Here is a 17,599-nt window from a genome sequence, read left to right on the forward strand (position 1 = left end):
TTTTTCTAAACCTATATAACAATATTAACTAGTTAGATTGAATATTAACTAGTTATTAGGTACTATTAATCTAGATGGATATAGGGAATGGAGGTACAACTATGAATATAAAGCAATTCCTTCCCCATTCGGTAGGGCATTACGTGAATTTTGTGCTGTTGTTTATTATTACTTTCATATTGAAATTGTACAACCTTCCCTTTATGTTAGGTGTTTCGATTAGTTTAGCGAGTGTAGGGTTGTTTTTGATTTTAAGATTATATGGTGTACAAAAAGCGATTATTTCCGCGGTAATAATCCATTTACTATTCGTTTTACTCTTTCAAACGCCAGTATTCGATATCGTTTTTATTTTGGAGATTATTTGTGTAAGTGCTTTAGCAACATTTATGAAACGTGGGAATCTCGTTTTTTGGGATTTAATATTTTGGATTTTTGTCGGCGGACCACTTTCAATTCTAATCTATCATTTGATGTATGTTCAACATATTGAAAATGTTTTTTATTTTCAGGCGATGATTAATGTTACGAACGGGTTATTAAATGCATTGCTAGCAGATATTTTATTAGCCTATATTCCTTTTCATAAATGGATGACAAATCGTCGTGATCAGCGAAGTGGGGAAATGTATATTCATCAGATTCTCTTTCACTTTTCTATCGCGATGATTATTGTTCCCTTTTTACTTATTGTTGGTATTACGAACTTACATTCTCATCAATTGGAGAAGGGGCAAGCGAGACAACTTGCAGTAAATACGATTAATAGCTTTGAACTGGAGCTATTAAATTGGCGTCAAGATGATTTAAGGCGATTGCAATTACTTGGGACCGTACAAAGAGGCTACATAGAAGATATCATTCAAAAGTATGCAGGGGATGAATGGTATAACGTTGTCGTTCTTGATAATGATAATGAAGTGATTATTGCGAGCGGTCTATCAAATGGAGATATACGTTCCTCAAAAGAATATGAAGAGATGTATGAAGAAAAGGAAATTTCACCGTACTTTTATCGTTATATTCCGTATGAATCAGAAAATGAATTAATGAGATGGGGGGAAGGCTATTATTTTTATTGGCGTGATTTAAACGTGGGCAATTTATCGGCTGTTGTCGTATTCCCCTTGTCTTATTTTCAGCAAAGGATGTTCGATGCATATATCGATCAATTTCAAACGTTCATTCTGTTTGTCGTTCTTGCTATGGGGATTGTTTATTTGTTAAACCGCCTGTTAATTCTCGGTTTTAACAATTTAGCAGCAACGACGACGGGGCTTCCACGGAAATTACAGCAGAAGAGCGTGATACATTGGCCGGATACTAGGGTGTATGAACTTCACTCGCTAGTTCGGAATTTCAAGCATATGTCAACGAAGCTTGTATCAATGTTTAATGAGAAGGAGGAAATGAATGAGCGATTAATGGAACAGGCAGCACAGCTGAGAGAATCGGAGAAGTCATTACATCAATTTGCCTATTTTGATATGCTAACAAGTCTACCTAATCGCTTGAACTTTCAACAGTATTTACAGGAATTGATAGAAACATATGGTGAAGATCGGTTTGCGGTTATATTTATCGATTTAAATCAATTCAAACAAATTAATGATACGTTAGGTCATGTAGCTGGGGACGAGCTATTGAAAAAGGTGGCTTACCGTCTTGAGAAAACGATATCTGATAATGTGAAAGTGTTTCGGTTAGGCGGTGATGAATTTACAGCTGTTGTTCATCCCGTCTTAGATGAAGATTTAAGCAAATTAGCAAGAAATCTGGAGGATCTCTTTATCGATCCAATTGATGTGATGGATATGACCCTTTATGTTAGTGCGAGTATGGGGGTGAGTATGTACCCTGATAACGGAAAGAATGTTGATACGCTTGTTAAGTTTGCAGATATGGCTATGTACAGCTCTAAGGACCAAGGAGGCACGACAATGCGCTTCTTTGATGAGAGTATGCAGTCACAATTTGAAGAGAAGATGCTGATTGAAAATGGGTTAAGAGATGCGTTGCGTCATGATCAGTTAGAATTGTATTATCAACCGAAAGTAGCAGCTGACACGGGTTGCATAACGAGTTTAGAAGTATTGATGAGGTGGAAGCACCCTGTATTAGGGGTAGTTCCTCCAAATAAGTTTATTAGAGTGGCGGAAGAAGTAGGTATTATTTATGATATTGACCGTTGGGGATTATTTAAAGCATGCCAGAGAGCGAAGGAGATGGAACGAGAATTAAATGAACCTATCTCTGTTTCTGTTAATATTTCAGCTAAACATTTTCATCAAGAACATATTCTAGTAATTTTAAAACAAGCATTAGCAGAATCAAAGCTTGATCCTTCACGTTTAAAAATTGAAATAACAGAGAGTGTGTTTAATAAAGATCTTAAAGGAGTTATTTCAGTCATGGACCAAATTCAACAATTAGGTGTGAGTGTTTCGATTGATGATTTTGGAATTGGATATTCCTCCTTGAATCAACTGTTACATTTACCAATTAATGAAGTGAAGCTAGATCGACAGTTTATAACAAACATTCATCATGATAGCAAAAAGGCTTCCGTCGTCAAAATGATCGTGGATTTGGCTAAGACACTACAATTAAATGTTGTAGCAGAAGGAATTGAAACAAAAGAGGAAAGCCAGGTTCTAAACGAATTAGGCTGTCATGAACTCCAAGGCTACTATTTCTGTAGACCATTGCCTGAGCAAGAAATCATTGATTTCTTAAAAGATAAGCACCTATAAAATTCTAGACACTTAATTAAGGTGGATGTAGGCGGATTCGTGGATGCGCACGATACAATGAAGAAAAGGCGCTATCGTGTTTTTTTCTTCATTGAACTTTGTAATAAATGAGAGGGATTATGATGAGGAAATGTATGGTTGCGCTAATAGCGTTATTCCTGTGTATCGGCTGTGTAGGTGGAAGTCAAGTTGATGATGAAATAGGGCAAGAATTAGAACATGAGAGTTCTCAGTCGTGGAGAGAGGAGGATGTTCAATTAACATTATGGTCATTTTATGATAGTGGTTGGGAGTATTCGATTTCGGACTTTACTGAAGTGTACACGAATGTTTCAATTGAAGTGGAGGCCTTCCCATATGATAGTTATACGGACACCTACTTACATGCCTTATTGTCTAGAAGTGTTCCTGATATTATGGTTTTTGATAGTACTCATTTTGCCAAGTTTATCGATCTAGAGGGATTAGAAAACCTAGCAGAGCCTCCCTATACATTAACGGAATATGAGCAAGATATAGATGAGTCCTTTTGGTCAATAGGACAATCCTTTAATCAGCAGAAGATGTACGGCTTACCGATCTCGGCATCTCCAATTGTTACCTTTTATAGGCCGGATTTATTAGAGGAATATGGCTATCCAACTGAACCGGAGGACTTAGCAGAGTATATGTCTAGTCCAGAACAATGGTTGGAAATGGCGAGGACGCTCAAACAGGACGGAAGATGGATGATGCAGTGGGTAACAGAAATCGTCAATTTGGCAGCGAAAGATGTCGGTCTGTTTGATCAAGAGATGAATTTTCTTAGAATGGATCAAGACATGCAAGAGATGATTGAATTAGCGAAAGTGATTAATCAAGAAGGATTAAGTCCGGGATATAATTTGTATGAATCAAATGGACAGGATGCATTTCGAGACGATCGATTTGCAATGTTCTATCAAGGAAGCTGGGGCGAATACCAAATAGGAGATATTGCTCCTGAGCAGAAAGGGAAATGGAAGGCAACTAGGCTTCCCCTTGATTTATACGCATTAGATAGTAGTACGATTTTAGCGATTCCGTCAGCAAGTGAGCATAAGCAAGCGGCGTGGGCCTTTATGGAATATGTAGCCTTCGAGCATTCGATGCATGGGACATACGGTGTCGTTCCAAGTTATATGCCAGCTCAAGCGATTCCTGAAACGTTAGAGCAGCAAAGTGAGATTCTTGGTGGGCAACAGATTCAGCGCCTCTACCAAGATATTATGGAAAACATTGAGATGCCACGTTTAACACCTATTGACGAACAAGCAGAGCGAATATGGCATGATTATTTAGGACAAGGCGTAGCATGGGATATTGATTCTGAAGAAATTATGGAAGAAATACGAGTGAGAATAGAAGATGAATTAAGTAGAGAAATGAGTATTTTAAGAAGACATAGGAATCTGGATTAGTCGTACAATGAAGAAAGAAGGGAATTGTGTTGGGCGATTCAATAGATGTGCTAGGTGTAATGGTTGATCAAAAGACGAGGTGTGCGCATTATCATACCGAAAAAGATGTCATCGCAATCAAACATCGCTGCTGTCATACGTATTATGCATGTATCAAATGTCATCTTGAATTAGCGAATCACAAACCAGCTGTCTGGAAAAAAGAACAATTCGATGAGAAGGCTGTACGATGCGGGGCGTGTCAAACAGAATTGTCGATAAACGAGTATTTGGAATCAAGTTTCCAATGTCCTTATTGTAAACATGAATTCAATGAACGATGTTCGTTGCATTATGGAGAATATTTTGAGGTGGATAGCGGAATCGGTTAGTATAATAAGGTTATTATATAATCACATAAATAATAGTTGGAGTTGTTTACATGAGTAAAATGGTCGTTTTAGCGGAAAAACCTTCTGTGGCACGAGATATAGCAAGTGTGCTGAAGTGTCATAAGAAAGGAAATGGCTACATCGAAGGAGATCGCTATATTGTGACGTGGGCGCTTGGCCATTTAGTAACATTAGCCGAGCCAGAGAAATATGGAGAGCAATATAAGACATGGAAGCTTGAGACATTGCCAATGCTGCCAAAGCTGAAGCTTGAAGTCATTAAGCAAACGAGCAAGCAATTTCGTGCTGTGCAAGCCCAGCTGAATCGACAGGATGTCAAACAGATTATTATTGCGACTGATGCTGGGCGTGAAGGTGAGCTTGTCGCTCGCTGGATTTTAGAGAAAGCACATGTGAAAAAGCCGATTAAGCGTTTATGGATTTCATCTGTGACCGATCGAGCGATTAAAGAAGGGTTCCAACGATTAAAGGATGGTCGAGAATATCAAGGTTTATATGACTCTGCTGTCGCTAGATCTGAAGCCGATTGGTATGTTGGAATAAACGGGACACGGGCGTTAACAACGAAATATCATGCACAATTATCATGTGGTCGTGTTCAAACGCCAACATTAGCGATGGTCGCAAAACGAGAGCGTGACATTCAAAGCTTTAAACCGACGACGTATGACGAGTTATTTGTTGAGGTCCGTAACGGTTTTTCATTACAATGGCAGCATGCATCATCAAATGAAAAACGAATGTTTGACAGAGAGAAGTCTCAGCTTATTAAGCAGAAGGTTGAGAAGAGCTCGTTAGTGATCACGAATGTTGATGTGAAAAAGAAGAAGACCTATGCTCCTGCACTGTATGATTTAACTGAGCTACAGAGAGAGGCTAATCAACGTTATGGCTACTCTGCGAAAGAAACGCTTTCGAGTCTACAGCGTTTATATGAGCAGCATAAGGTCATTACGTATCCACGAACGGATTCACGCTTTTTGTCGTCAGATCTTGTCGATACACTCGTAGAACGTATTAAAGCGTGTGATATTCAGCCATTTCGAAAAGCGGTATTACAAGTGAAACAGCAGAAGCTTTCATCACGCCTAGCGTGCTTCAATGATAAGAAGGTAAGCGACCACCATGCGATTATCCCAACAGAGCAAGCTGTCTCAGCTTCGTTACCAGATAAAGAAGCGAAGCTGTATCGCTTAATTGTCAGGCGTTTTTTAGCAAATTTACTACCTGCCTATGAATATGAACAAACGACCATCTTAGCTGAAGCGGCTAAAGAACGTTTTACTGCTAAAGGCCAACGCCCATTAGCAGCAGGCTGGAAGGTTGTCAATGAACAGGACGATCAAGAGCAAAAGGCAACACTGCCGCAGGTGACTAAAGGTGAAACGTTAGCTATTAAAAGGGCTTCTCTAGAAAAAGGGCAAACCAAACCACCTGCACGGCTTACGGAAGCAACGTTATTAAGTGCGATGGAAAAGCCTGCAGCCTTTTTAGAGGAAGAAAGTGCAGAGCTTGTTAAGACTTTAGGCGAAACAGGTGGAATTGGGACAGTAGCAACGCGCGCAGATATTATTGAAAAGCTGTTAAATACGCAATTAATGGAAAAGCGTGGTAAGGATTTAGTTATAACGAAGAAAGGGAAGCAGCTACTTGAGCTTGTTCCAAGTGAGCTACAATCACCGGCATTGACGGCAGAGTGGGAGCAAAAACTTGACCAAATTGCAAAAGGGAAGCTAAATAAAGCAGCTTTTATTGCTGAAATGAAGCAATATGCGACAACGATTGTGTCAGAAATTAAACAGAGTACACAAACCTTTAAGCATGATAACGTCACCGGAACCCCTTGTCCACAATGTGGAAAACTATTACTTGAGTTAGAAAACAAGCATGGGAAACGACGTGTATGTCAGGATCCAGCCTGTGGATATAAGAAAAACATTTCCAAAACGACCAATGCCCGTTGTCCTAACTGTAAAAAGAAGATGGAGCTATGGGGTGAGGGAGACGGCCAAATGTTTGCTTGTGTTTGTGGACATCGGGAAAAGATGTCGACATTCCAAGAAAAAAGAAAGAAAAATCAACATAAAAAAGTGTCTAAGCGAGAAGTGAATCAATATATGAAGAAGCAAAAGGATAGTGAATTTACGAATTCAGCTTTAGCAGATGCTCTGTCGAAGCTGAAGCTAGATAAATAAGAGCCATTTTTTTATCGATGACACATCTAAGAGAAGTCCGCTATCGTGGACTTCTCTTAATCTTTATAGTACATAATAACTGTATTTTATGAATATTTTATTGAAATAAGAGATTAAGTTCCTTATAATGAAAAGACGATCTTAACTACCATACTAGTATGGTGATAGGAGGGTTCATAAGGGAAAGGTTTAAATGGTAAAGAGACAAGGACAATAATCGAAGCGAAAAGGTACAGTAACTGAAGCTGTAGAAAGTGAGCTGATTGTTATGTTGAATAATCAAATTCTATTTAACGATGGTTGGGAGTTTGCCAAGAGTCGTTTAGATGTGACGGATGATGAAAACCTTTCATATGAGCCTGTTGACCTCCCTCATGATTGGTTAATTTACGATACGTCAAACTTATATGAAACGAGTATAGGTTGGTATCGGAAAACATTCCATTGTCCGAAGAATCGACGAATGTTCTTATATTTTGAAGGAGTTTATATGGATTCCTCTATCTATGTAAATGGTCAATTTGTCGGAGAGTGGAAAAATGGTTACTCCTCTTTCGAATATGAAATAACAGATGCGCTTGTAGATGGTGAAAATGAAATCGTTGTCAAAGTAGTCTTTCAAGCGCCTAATAGTAGATGGTATTCAGGTGCTGGGATTTATCGTAATGTCTGGTTGAAATCAAGAAGTGATCATTACATTGAGTCAGATGGAATCTATGTTTCTACTACTGAAATGGAAGACGGTTGGAAAGTTGAGGTTGAAACAGAGCTTAATGTGGCAAATGACGCCATTGTTTCCCATCAATTGTTGTATAAGGGGAAGGTGATCACAACGACCTGCGAACAAGTGTTGTCAGCTACCGAAATAAATAAACAGAGCTTATTTGTGGCAAGTCCAAAGCTTTGGAGTGTGAATGAACCGAATTTGTACGAACTAGAAACAACTCTCTCTTTAGCTGAGGTGGAGCAGCATTCGAATTTATTGGAAGCGGTTTCTCTATCGGTCGGATTTAGAACTGTTCAATTAGATTCACAAAAGGGGCTTTTTGTTAACGGGGAAAAGGTGAAAATAAATGGTGTGTGTGAGCACCATGATTTAGGGGCATTAGGTGCGGCTTTTAATAAGACGGCATTAAAAAGAAGACTCGTCATATTGAAGGAAATGGGTGTAAATGGGATACGTACGGCTCATAATATGCCAGCTGTAGAATTAATGGACTTAGCGGACGAAATGGGGTTTTTAGTCGTTTCTGAAGCATTTGATATGTGGGAAAGGCCGAAGACGAAATACGATTACGCGCGTTTCTTTAAAGACTGGGCATACAAGGATGTACGAAGCTGGGTAAGACGAGATCGCAATCATCCAAGCTTAATCATGTGGAGCATTGGGAATGAAATTTATGACACTCATGCAGATGAAAGAGGTCAGGAAATTACAAGGAAGCTCATGGAATATGTAGAACAATTTGATCCGAAGCAAAATGGTTATGTGACAATTGGCTCAAACTATATGCCGTGGGAAAATGCCCAGAAATGTGCTGATATCGTCAAAGTTGCTGGCTATAATTATGCTGAGAAGTATTATGAGAAGCACCATGAGGAGCATCCTGATTGGATTATTTATGGAAGTGAAACGTCTTCGCTTGTGCAAAGTCGGGGGATTTATCATTTTCCGTTTGAGCAATCGATTTTAGCTGATGACAATGAACAATGCTCTTCTCTTGGGAATAGTTCGACGAGCTGGGGGGCGAAATCAGCTGAAGCGTGCATCATTGCAGAAAGAGACACGCCTTTTTCATTAGGCCAATTTTTATGGACGGGTTTTGATTATATTGGTGAGCCAACGCCATATCATACGAAGAATTCGTACTTTGGGCAAATAGATACGGCTACGTTTAAGAAGGATGCGTACTATGTGTATCAAGCTGAGTGGACGGATTATAAGACGAGTCCGATGGTGCATATTTTCCCATACTGGGATTTTAATAAAGGTCAAATCATCGATATTCGTGTTTGCTCGAATGCTCCAAAAATTGAGCTGCAATTCAATGGCGAAACGGTTGGAACGCATCATATTGATCATGAAAATGGAACGGACCTTGTCGGTTGGTGGAAGATTCCGTTTGAAGAAGGTGAGTTAAAAGCAATTGCCTATGATGAGCACGATCAGGTGATTGCAACAGATATAAGAAGGTCATTTGGAGAAGCGAAGGAAATTCGGTTAGAGCTAGATAAGAAGCAGCTTAGAGCGAATGGGACAGATTTGGTCTTTATGGAAATATCAATGGTTGATAAAGATGGCAATCGAGTCGAAAATGCCAATAATCGTGTGGATGTGAGGGTATCTGGTGCTGGACGGTTAGTCGGACTCGATAATGGTGATAGCACGGATTATGATCAATATAAAGGAACAAGTCGCCGGTTATTTAGTGGCAAGCTGATGGCAATCATTGCTGCAAAGCTAGAGCCGGGGGATGTTCATATAAAAGTATCTTCAAAAGAATTCAAAAGCGAACAGATAACGATAAAGTCGATCGCGACAGACGAAGATCTGGTAGGTGTTTCAGCATTTATGGAAAATGAACGTATACCTGTTGTGATGGGTGATGCTGACGAAGTTCCACTACGTAAAATAGAGATCGTCAGTGATGCGGGTCAACAGTTAGATCCGAATAAAAAAGAGCTGACTGTAACGGCTATACTGCATCCAGAACATACGTCGTATCAAGAGGTGGAATGGAGTGCGGTAGCAGACAACGGTAGTGAATCGAACATAGCTAAGGTAGAGTCTGATGGCCATCGTGCGAACGTTACTGCGTTAGGAGATGGAGAGTTTCGCTTGCGCTGTACGAGCAAAAATGGAACAGGAAAAACGAAGCTTATCTCGCAATTAGAGATGAAAGCAGTAGGGCTAGGGACAGCCTATAAGGATGCGTACGGATTTATTTCGGCAGGGCTTTATGATTACAGCAAAGGTGAAGTGACGAATGGCAACGAACGTGGTGTTGCAACAAGTCGGGATGGTCAAACGCAAGTCGGTTTTCGGGAGATCGACTTTGGTGAAAGTGGCTCTAATACGATAACGATTCCGATATTCGCCTTGTCGAGTGAGGAATATCCGATTCAAATTTGGGAAGGAATGCCTGAAGAAGAAGGAAGTTCATTAGTAGCTGATGTCGTCTATCAGAAGCCATCGAAGTGGAATGTATATCAAGAAGCAACGTATAAGCTGAACAAGAAGTTGAAAGGAATTACGTCGCTTTGTTTTGTGTTAAATCAGAAGGTGCACATTAAAGGCTTTTCCTTTGAAAAGCAAAATCGTGCATTTGAAACGAATTTGGCATTAGATGCTGATCATATTTATGGAGATTCCTTTGAATTGAAGGACCAAACGGTAGAAAGAATCGGGAATAATGTTTCGTTAACGTATGAATCAATCGACTTTACGACAGAAGGAACGTCAACCATTACGGTTTATGGTCGTGCTCCTGTTGATAAAAATACGATCCAAATCCGTTTTGAAAATGATGAAGGTGAATCAAGTCAAATGATTGAGTTCGATCAGTCAGCAGACTATGAAGAAAAAACGTTTGACTTAGAAAAGGTTACGGGCATTCAGAAAGTTACTTTTGTTTTCTTACCAGGGTGTAATTTTGACTTTGGATGGTTCAAGTTCAATAAGTCACTTTAAAATAAAGGAGTGTTCAAAGATGAACGCAGAAAGTTATAAAAGCTGGTTACAATATGATGCAATCAAAGACGTACAAAAGCGTGATCAGTTGGCTGAATGGTGTCAGAATATTGCTATATATGATCAGTCGATACAAGTGCAGACAGCGAAAGAAGAGCTAGTACGAGGCTTAGCATCAATGGTCGGTGTTAAACCGCAAATATCTAATTCCGTGAATCAGGCTATCGTGTTAGCAACCCGTGAGACGCTTCCAAAGGAGGCCGATCACATTAAAGCGCAACCGTTAGAGGATGTTAATGATGAAGGTTTTATGATTGAAAGTGATGAACAAACAAAATCTGTTTATTTAGTTGGGAACAGTCCAACTGGTGTGCTCTATGCTGCATTTCGTTTTTTAAGAGATATTCAACGTGATCAGGCAATCGATTCTTTCAATATCATCGACCGTCCACGAAATCAAATTCGGATGATCAATCAATGGGATAATATGGACGGTAGTATTGAACGAGGCTACGCAGGGCAGTCGATTTTCTATAAAGATAACGAATTTCGAAAAGATTTAGAGCGAGTGAAAGACTATGCAAGATTACTTGCTTCTGTAGGGATTAATGCGATTTCCATCAATAATGTGAATGTGTTTGAAGTGGAAACTCATTTAATTACGAAGCGATTCCTGCCAGATGTTGCCGAGGTAGCCGATGTGTTTCGTGCATATGGTATAAAGACATTTTTAAGTATCAATTATGCGAGTCCGATTCAAATTGGCAATCTCTCAACCGCGGATCCGTTAGATGAAGAAGTGAAAGCTTGGTGGAAGGCTAAAGCGCAGGAAATTTATGATTTCATTCCGGACTTCGGTGGATTTGTCGTAAAAGCTGATTCAGAGCATCGTCCAGGGCCGTTCTCCTATGGACGTGATCATGCAGATGGCTCCAATATGTTAGCGGAGGCGTTAGAGCCATTTAATGGGGTCGTTATTTGGCGCTGCTTCGTTTACAATTGCTTGCAAGATTGGAGAGATCGAAAGACAGATCGAGCACGAGCAGCGTATGATCACTTCAAGAAGCTAGATGGACAGTTCCATGAGAATGTCGTCTTGCAAATTAAAAATGGTCCGATGGATTTCCAAGTGAGAGAGCCTGTATCTCCTTTATTCGGTGCAATGCAGGAAACAAATCAAGTGTTGGAGTTTCAAGTGACACAAGAGTATACAGGACAGCAAAAGGATTTATGTTATCTTGTACCGTTATGGAAAGAAGTTCTCGACTTTAACACATTTGCTAAAGGGGAAGATGCGCCAATTAAATCGATAGTGGACGGCTCGCTGTATGACAGTAAGTATAGCGGAATTGCCGCTGTTTCCAACATCGGTGATGATGAAAATTGGACGGGGCATACGTTAGCACAAGCGAATTTCTATGGATATGGCCGGTTAATTTGGGATCCAGAGCTCTCTTCAGAACAAATTGCCGACGAATGGATCAGGCTCACGTTTGGAGAAGATCGTCAAGTGAGTGATTCAGTGTACCCAATGCTGTTAAACTCGTGGCCGATCTATGAAAATTATACAGCACCGCTCGGAATTGGTTGGATGGTAAATCCCAATCATCATTACGGACCAAACATTGATGGCTATGAATATTCCGTTTGGGGAACGTACCATTTTGCTGATTGGCAAGGTATCGGTGTCGACCGCACAGTGAAGAGTGGAACAGGCTACGCTGGACAATATTTTTCACCAAACGCCAAAATGTATGAGTCGATTGAGTCTTGTCCAGATGAATTGATTCTCTTTTTCCACCATGTCCCATACACACATCGGCTGAAATCTGGTGAGACGGTCATACAGCACATTTATAACACTCATTTTAAAGGAGTCGAGCAAGTGGAGGAGTTGATCTCGACTTGGGAAAAGGTGAAAGGAAGGATAGATGAAGAGCGCTATCATAACGTTCGTGAAAGACTTGATATGCAGCTTTCAAATGCCAAGGAATGGCGTGATATGGTTAATACGTATTTCTATCGGAAGTCAGGCATTCAAGATGAGAAGAAACGGACGATTTATTAATCGTTTCATGCAAAAGGGTTAATTGACGAACATGCTATAATGAATGTATAAAATGAAATTGCATACCGTTAATGATCATCCAACTGAAACGAGCAAGGTTAAACAGTTCAAATGTTGTGTTGCCGTCTTGATAAGAAATTGTTGTTGGAATTGATTAGAAGGGGGTAAGCTATGAATTTTACATTTGAAGATAAAGGCATTTCAGAAAACCATAAGATTACAGAGCCATACTCGATTAAAGAGTATATTTATCCTGATATTAAAACAGGATTTGAGCTCTACGGAATGCATGTAAGAGAAGTGAATCAATCTTGGAGCTACCCTACGCACGAGCATGCCATGTATGAAATTAATTTAGTAACAGAAGGGCACCAAACGTTTATTGTAAATGGTAAAACGCATGATCAATACGCTGGAGATATTGTTCTTTGTCGTCCGGGTGAGCCTCATTCTAGTAAAGGTGGAAGCAGTGAAACATTTACGTATTTCTGTTTGCACTTTACAATTGATGATAAGCTCTTTCTTCCGTATTTAAAAGATTCCTGTGAACTATTTTATCCTGCTAATTCATTATTGGCTCGTAGAATTTACCCTTTTCTAGAACGGTTAATCAACTTATCAAATAAAGCTGACTTTGGTTTGGCAGAAACGATGCATATGCACTCGGTAATGTTTGAGCTTTTAGCTGCGCTTGTCGGTGGATTGCAACATAAACAGGTCAAAAAAGAAAAAGTATCAGAACGAGCGGCGCAATTAGCCTATCGAATTGCACATGAAATTGAAAAATTAGTTGAACAGCCTTTTTCCGATGAGGATCATGCTAGAATGGGAATTGATCAAATTGCCTCAGAGCTTAATATCAGTTGTTCCTATTGTCATCGAATATTTAAATCGGTTTATAATATGTCACCACGACAATATTTATCGTTTAAAAAACTAAATGAATCAAAAAAGAGCCTTCTCAAAAGGGAGGATTCAATTGAGGCAGTAGCAGAAAAGATGGGTTATTATGATGTGGCTCATTTTAGTCGCCAATTCAAAAGGTGGACAGGTTTAACACCGAGTCAATTTAGAAAGAATTTAATTGTTTCTCAAGAACAAGTTCAGTAATGGGTAAAATAAGGGGGCTGTCCTATAAGTCTTAATTGACTTGAGGCAGCTCCCTTTGTTTAAGAACAGTTATATTCTTTACGGGTAGGACGATGGGTTCCGGTCTCTGTTTAACGTATTGTTTTAGTTATTAAGCAGGTCTTAGTTAAGAGCGCAACGTTCAAAGGCGGACGTAAGCTCCTCGTAGCCACTCGGACAGACTACAGCCCTCTTTCCCATTCGGTTAGCGCATATAAATGCTGTCATGCTTTTGTGTTGATTTGGGTAAATCGTTTTGCAGAAAGGTACATAGACGATTGGTTCACCGTCTTGTTACAATGAAATCAACAAGTTGAATAGTCCTTACTACTAAGAAATAAAAACCTCAGTAGTTAGTAAGTTATAGAATTTGGGGGTGTTAATTGATATGAATGTAAACGCTATCAAAACAAAATACGACAAAATTAACGTTAAATTAACAAACGGCCGATTTAAAAATATTTGGAAGTATCGCTGGCTTTATGCTTTTATGCTACCGGGGGTTTTGTTTTTTCTAACGTTCAGATATGCCCCGATGTGGGGACTTGTAATGGCCTTTCAAGATTATCGCCCTCACTTAGGTATATTTGGAAGTGAGTGGGTTTGGTTAAAGCACTTTGAGCGATTTTTTACATTACCTGACTTTTGGATGTTATTTCGAAACACATTATTGCTTGCGTTGTACGATTTAATTATTTTCTTTCCTCTGACGATCATTTTAGCGCTTATGCTAAATGAAATAACGAGGGAGTGGTTTAAAAAGAGTGTACAAACGATTGTCTATATTCCGTATTTCCTCTCATGGGTCGTTATCGTTGGGATTACGCACATTTTACTTTCAACAGAAGGCGGTATTATTCAACATTTCTTATTCAGCTCGTTTGGAGTTAGTATAGATTTCTTAACGAGTACCGATTGGTTCCGGCCACTTATTGTGATGCAAATGATTTGGAAGGATGCAGGGTGGGGGACGATCATCTTTTTGGCAGCGCTTACAGGTGTGAATCCAGCACTGTACGAGGCAGCTAGGTTAGATGGAGCGAATCGACTTCGATTGATTTGGCATATTACGTTACCATCGATTCGAAATATTATTATCATTCTATTAATTTTACGATTAGGGAATTTCCTTGATCTAGGCTTTGAGCAAATTTTCTTAATGGTTAACTCGTTAAACCGGGAAGTAGGGGAAGTCTTTGATACGTATGTCTATCGAGTCGGACTCGTGCAAGGGCAATTTAGTTACAGTGCTGCGGTTGGATTGTTTAAAGCGGCTGTAGGTCTTGTTTTAGTCATGGGGGCGAACTGGATTGCGAAGAAATTTGGTGAAGAAGGTATTTATTAGGAGGTGTCGCTCATGGAGCAAAAACCAAAAGTGTCAGTGCGAATATTTGATGGTCTAAATTATGTGTTTCTTGCTGTATTTTCAATGGTTTGTATTGGGCCATTTATATATGTTGTGATCGCTTCCTTTTCCTCGAGCAACAGTGTCATTCCATCTGGTTTTACACTTGATGCATATAAGTATATCTTTTCAACAGCCACGTTTGTTAGAAGTTTAGGAGTATCGGCGTACATTACGTTGCTCGGAACATTCTTAAGTATTTTGGTGACAACGTTGATGGCTTATGCCCTCTCATTTAGAGGATTGCCAGGACGAAAATGGATTATGCTCGCAGTCATTTTTACGATGCTATTTAATGGGGGAATGATCCCAACATATATCGTTGTGAGAAGTCTTGGATTAATTGATACGTATTGGGCATTAATGCTTCCGAATTTGATTATGGCATTCTATTTAATTATTATGAGAGGCTTCTTTCAAAATATCCCTGGCGAAATTATTGAGTCAGCTAAAATTGATGGAGCCAACGACTTGTCCATTTTAATTAGAATTGTGTTGCCACTTTCGATGCCAGTTATTGCAGCCATTTCATTATTCTATGCAGTTGGTATTTGGAATCAATATTTCGGGGCGGTTATGTATATGAACTCACCAGAGAAATGGCCGGTTCAAGTCGTCTTAAGGCAAGTCGTCATACTCGCAAGCGGAAATATTGGAACTGAAAGTGCAATGGATGCCGATTCTTCCTTTATTGGTCAATCATTGAAAATGGCTGTAGTTGTCGTTTCGATTGTACCAATCTTGTTAGTGTATCCATTCATTCAAAAGCATTTCGCGAAAGGAATGCTCCTAGGCTCGATAAAAGGATAATCCATTTCTTGAATGGCTTATCATTTTATAAATACAAACATACATGGAGGGGTAGTCATGAAAAGTAAGGTCTTTTTTAAACCGTTTCTATTGTTGTTGCTTATGTTCACTGTGCTAGTCTTTGTCGCTTGTAGTAATGGCGAGGATGAGAATGGATCAGATGAACCGAGGGAACCATCAGATGAAGGAGCAGCTGAATCAGGTGAGCCTTTAGAAATTTCGATGGGCTTGAACTTTGATGGAACAGAGGCTCCAGAGAGTGGAAATGAAGTAGAACGTTTAATTGAAGAATATACAAATACACAATTGGATATTACGCATATGGTTAGTGCAAATTTCTGTGAACGATTACCTGTATTAATTGCCTCTGGTGATTTGCCAGATGTCATTCCGAGTTGTGGACCACCGAATCAGCCATATCTGCTTAGTGCGATGCAAGACGGGGTGTTTTGGGAGATTGGACAATACCTTGATCAGTTTCCGAATTTAGCGTCGATGACTGATATTGTATATAACAATGTAGAAGTAAATGGGGAATTATATGGGATTCCAAGATATCGTCCATTATCTCGATTTGTAACGGTTTACCGTAAGGACTGGTTAGATAACCTAGGAATTGATGAACCGACAAATATGGATGAATTTTATGCGGCGCTTGAAGCTGTTTCGAATAATGATCCGAATAACTCAGGATCAGATGATACGAGAGGGTACACGAGTGTTGCTTTGCCAGGTGACTTTGGTTTAGATTTTGGTTTAGCATTTGGTGCGCCTAATAATTGGGATGTTGATGAAGCGGGCAATTTTATTGCTGAACATGAAACCGAAGAGTATTTAGAAGGGTTAAAGTTTTCACGTCAAATGTATGAAGACGGAGTTGTAAATAGTGATATTGTGGCTCCAGATCGTTCGACGAGAGAGGCAGATTTTGAAAATGGAATAACAGGCTTCTACGGTGCAGCTACTAACAATGTTGTGTCGATTGAAAGTCGCCTGTTAAACAATTTTCCTGATGCGGAGCTTGGTGTTTACAGTGCACTTGAAGGGGTTGATGGTGAGAGAAGGCTAGAGGGTGCAATGGGTTCAAACGGGATTCTTATGTTCCCGAAAAGCTCTGTTGAAACCGAAGAGCACTTACTGCAATTGCTAGGTTTCTTTGAGACATTAAATGATCAAGAAATGGTCGATTTACTTGGTTGGGGTATTGAAGGTACTCATTATGAGATGGTTGATGGTCAGCCGCAATATATTGATTATGACGTTTATATGAATGATGTAGGCTTCCCTTACCGCTTCCCGTTAGTAACTGCTCCAATTGATGATGTTATGACGCAAGGTCAATTGTCAGAGCTTGAAGAGCGTGTTCGAGAAATTGAAGTAGAGAATGATGAATTTGCTGTTATGGATCCAGCCATTAACTTAATTTCTGATACGAGAAATGAGTTAGGTGCTGATTTAGATCAATTAATTAATGATGCGAAGTACCGCTTCGTAACAGGTTCGATTGATGAAGATGGCTGGTGGGCTGAAGTAGATACATGGAGAAGTCGTGGTGGAGATACGATTCGTGCTGAATTAGAAGAGTTATACGCAGAGCGTCAATAAACCGTCTGTTGAACAATCAAAGATCTGGTCAGTGATTTCATTTGGTCAGGTCTTCTTTTTACCCTTTAGTTATACAATTTATTAACATTATATGTATATTTTGGTTTATTCTC

Annotated in this window: 10 protein-coding genes; all 10 read left to right on the top strand. The window is 39.5% G+C overall.

The window, feature by feature from the left end; translation table 11 throughout:
* The first annotated feature begins 101 nt into the window (after positions 1 to 101).
* The 10 genes from ACERJO_RS07250 to ACERJO_RS07295 all read left to right on the top strand — a co-directional run bounded on the left by ACERJO_RS07250 (position 102) and on the right by ACERJO_RS07295 (position 17,486).
* Positions 102 to 2,753, top strand: a complete 2,652-nt coding sequence (locus tag ACERJO_RS07250) for a putative bifunctional diguanylate cyclase/phosphodiesterase (protein ID WP_373647072.1) — start codon at positions 102 to 104, stop codon at positions 2,751 to 2,753.
* Between the two features lie 134 nt (positions 2,754 to 2,887).
* On the top strand, positions 2,888 to 4,192 hold the full coding sequence (locus ACERJO_RS07255) for an ABC transporter substrate-binding protein (RefSeq protein ID WP_373647073.1): 1,305 nt from the start codon (positions 2,888 to 2,890) through the stop codon (positions 4,190 to 4,192).
* A 59-nt stretch (positions 4,193 to 4,251) separates the two neighbouring features.
* Positions 4,252 to 4,563 (top strand): CHY zinc finger protein, encoded by a 312-nt coding sequence (locus tag ACERJO_RS07260; protein WP_247103050.1) that lies wholly within the window; start codon positions 4,252 to 4,254, stop codon positions 4,561 to 4,563.
* 50 nt (positions 4,564 to 4,613) lie between these two features.
* Complete coding sequence (locus ACERJO_RS07265; RefSeq protein WP_247101849.1) at positions 4,614 to 6,779, top strand: DNA topoisomerase III; 2,166 nt, start codon at positions 4,614 to 4,616, stop codon at positions 6,777 to 6,779.
* A gap of 271 nt (positions 6,780 to 7,050) precedes the next feature.
* On the top strand, positions 7,051 to 10,470 hold the full coding sequence (locus ACERJO_RS07270; protein ID WP_373647099.1) for a glycoside hydrolase family 2 TIM barrel-domain containing protein: 3,420 nt from the start codon (positions 7,051 to 7,053) through the stop codon (positions 10,468 to 10,470).
* A gap of 19 nt (positions 10,471 to 10,489) precedes the next feature.
* Positions 10,490 to 12,538 (top strand): alpha-glucuronidase family glycosyl hydrolase, encoded by a 2,049-nt coding sequence (locus ACERJO_RS07275; protein ID WP_373647074.1) that lies wholly within the window; start codon positions 10,490 to 10,492, stop codon positions 12,536 to 12,538.
* Between the two features lie 171 nt (positions 12,539 to 12,709).
* On the top strand, positions 12,710 to 13,648 hold the full coding sequence (locus tag ACERJO_RS07280) for a helix-turn-helix domain-containing protein (RefSeq protein ID WP_247101857.1): 939 nt from the start codon (positions 12,710 to 12,712) through the stop codon (positions 13,646 to 13,648).
* A 406-nt stretch (positions 13,649 to 14,054) separates the two neighbouring features.
* The gene (locus tag ACERJO_RS07285; RefSeq protein WP_373647075.1) at positions 14,055 to 15,011 is read left to right on the top strand and encodes an ABC transporter permease; all 957 of its coding nucleotides are present in this window, start codon (positions 14,055 to 14,057) and stop codon (positions 15,009 to 15,011) included.
* A gap of 12 nt (positions 15,012 to 15,023) precedes the next feature.
* Positions 15,024 to 15,881 carry a carbohydrate ABC transporter permease gene (locus ACERJO_RS07290; RefSeq protein WP_247101867.1) on the top strand — a complete coding sequence of 286 codons (858 nt, stop codon included), beginning with the start codon at positions 15,024 to 15,026 and terminating at the stop codon, positions 15,879 to 15,881.
* Positions 15,882 to 15,938: 57 nt separating this feature from the next.
* Positions 15,939 to 17,486, top strand: a complete 1,548-nt coding sequence (locus tag ACERJO_RS07295) for an extracellular solute-binding protein (RefSeq protein WP_247101876.1) — start codon at positions 15,939 to 15,941, stop codon at positions 17,484 to 17,486.
* The last annotated feature ends 113 nt before the right edge of the window (positions 17,487 to 17,599 follow it).

It is taken from the genome of Halalkalibacter sp. AB-rgal2, from assembly GCF_041821005.1.
GTDB lineage: Bacteria > Bacillota > Bacilli > Bacillales > Bacillaceae_D > Halalkalibacter.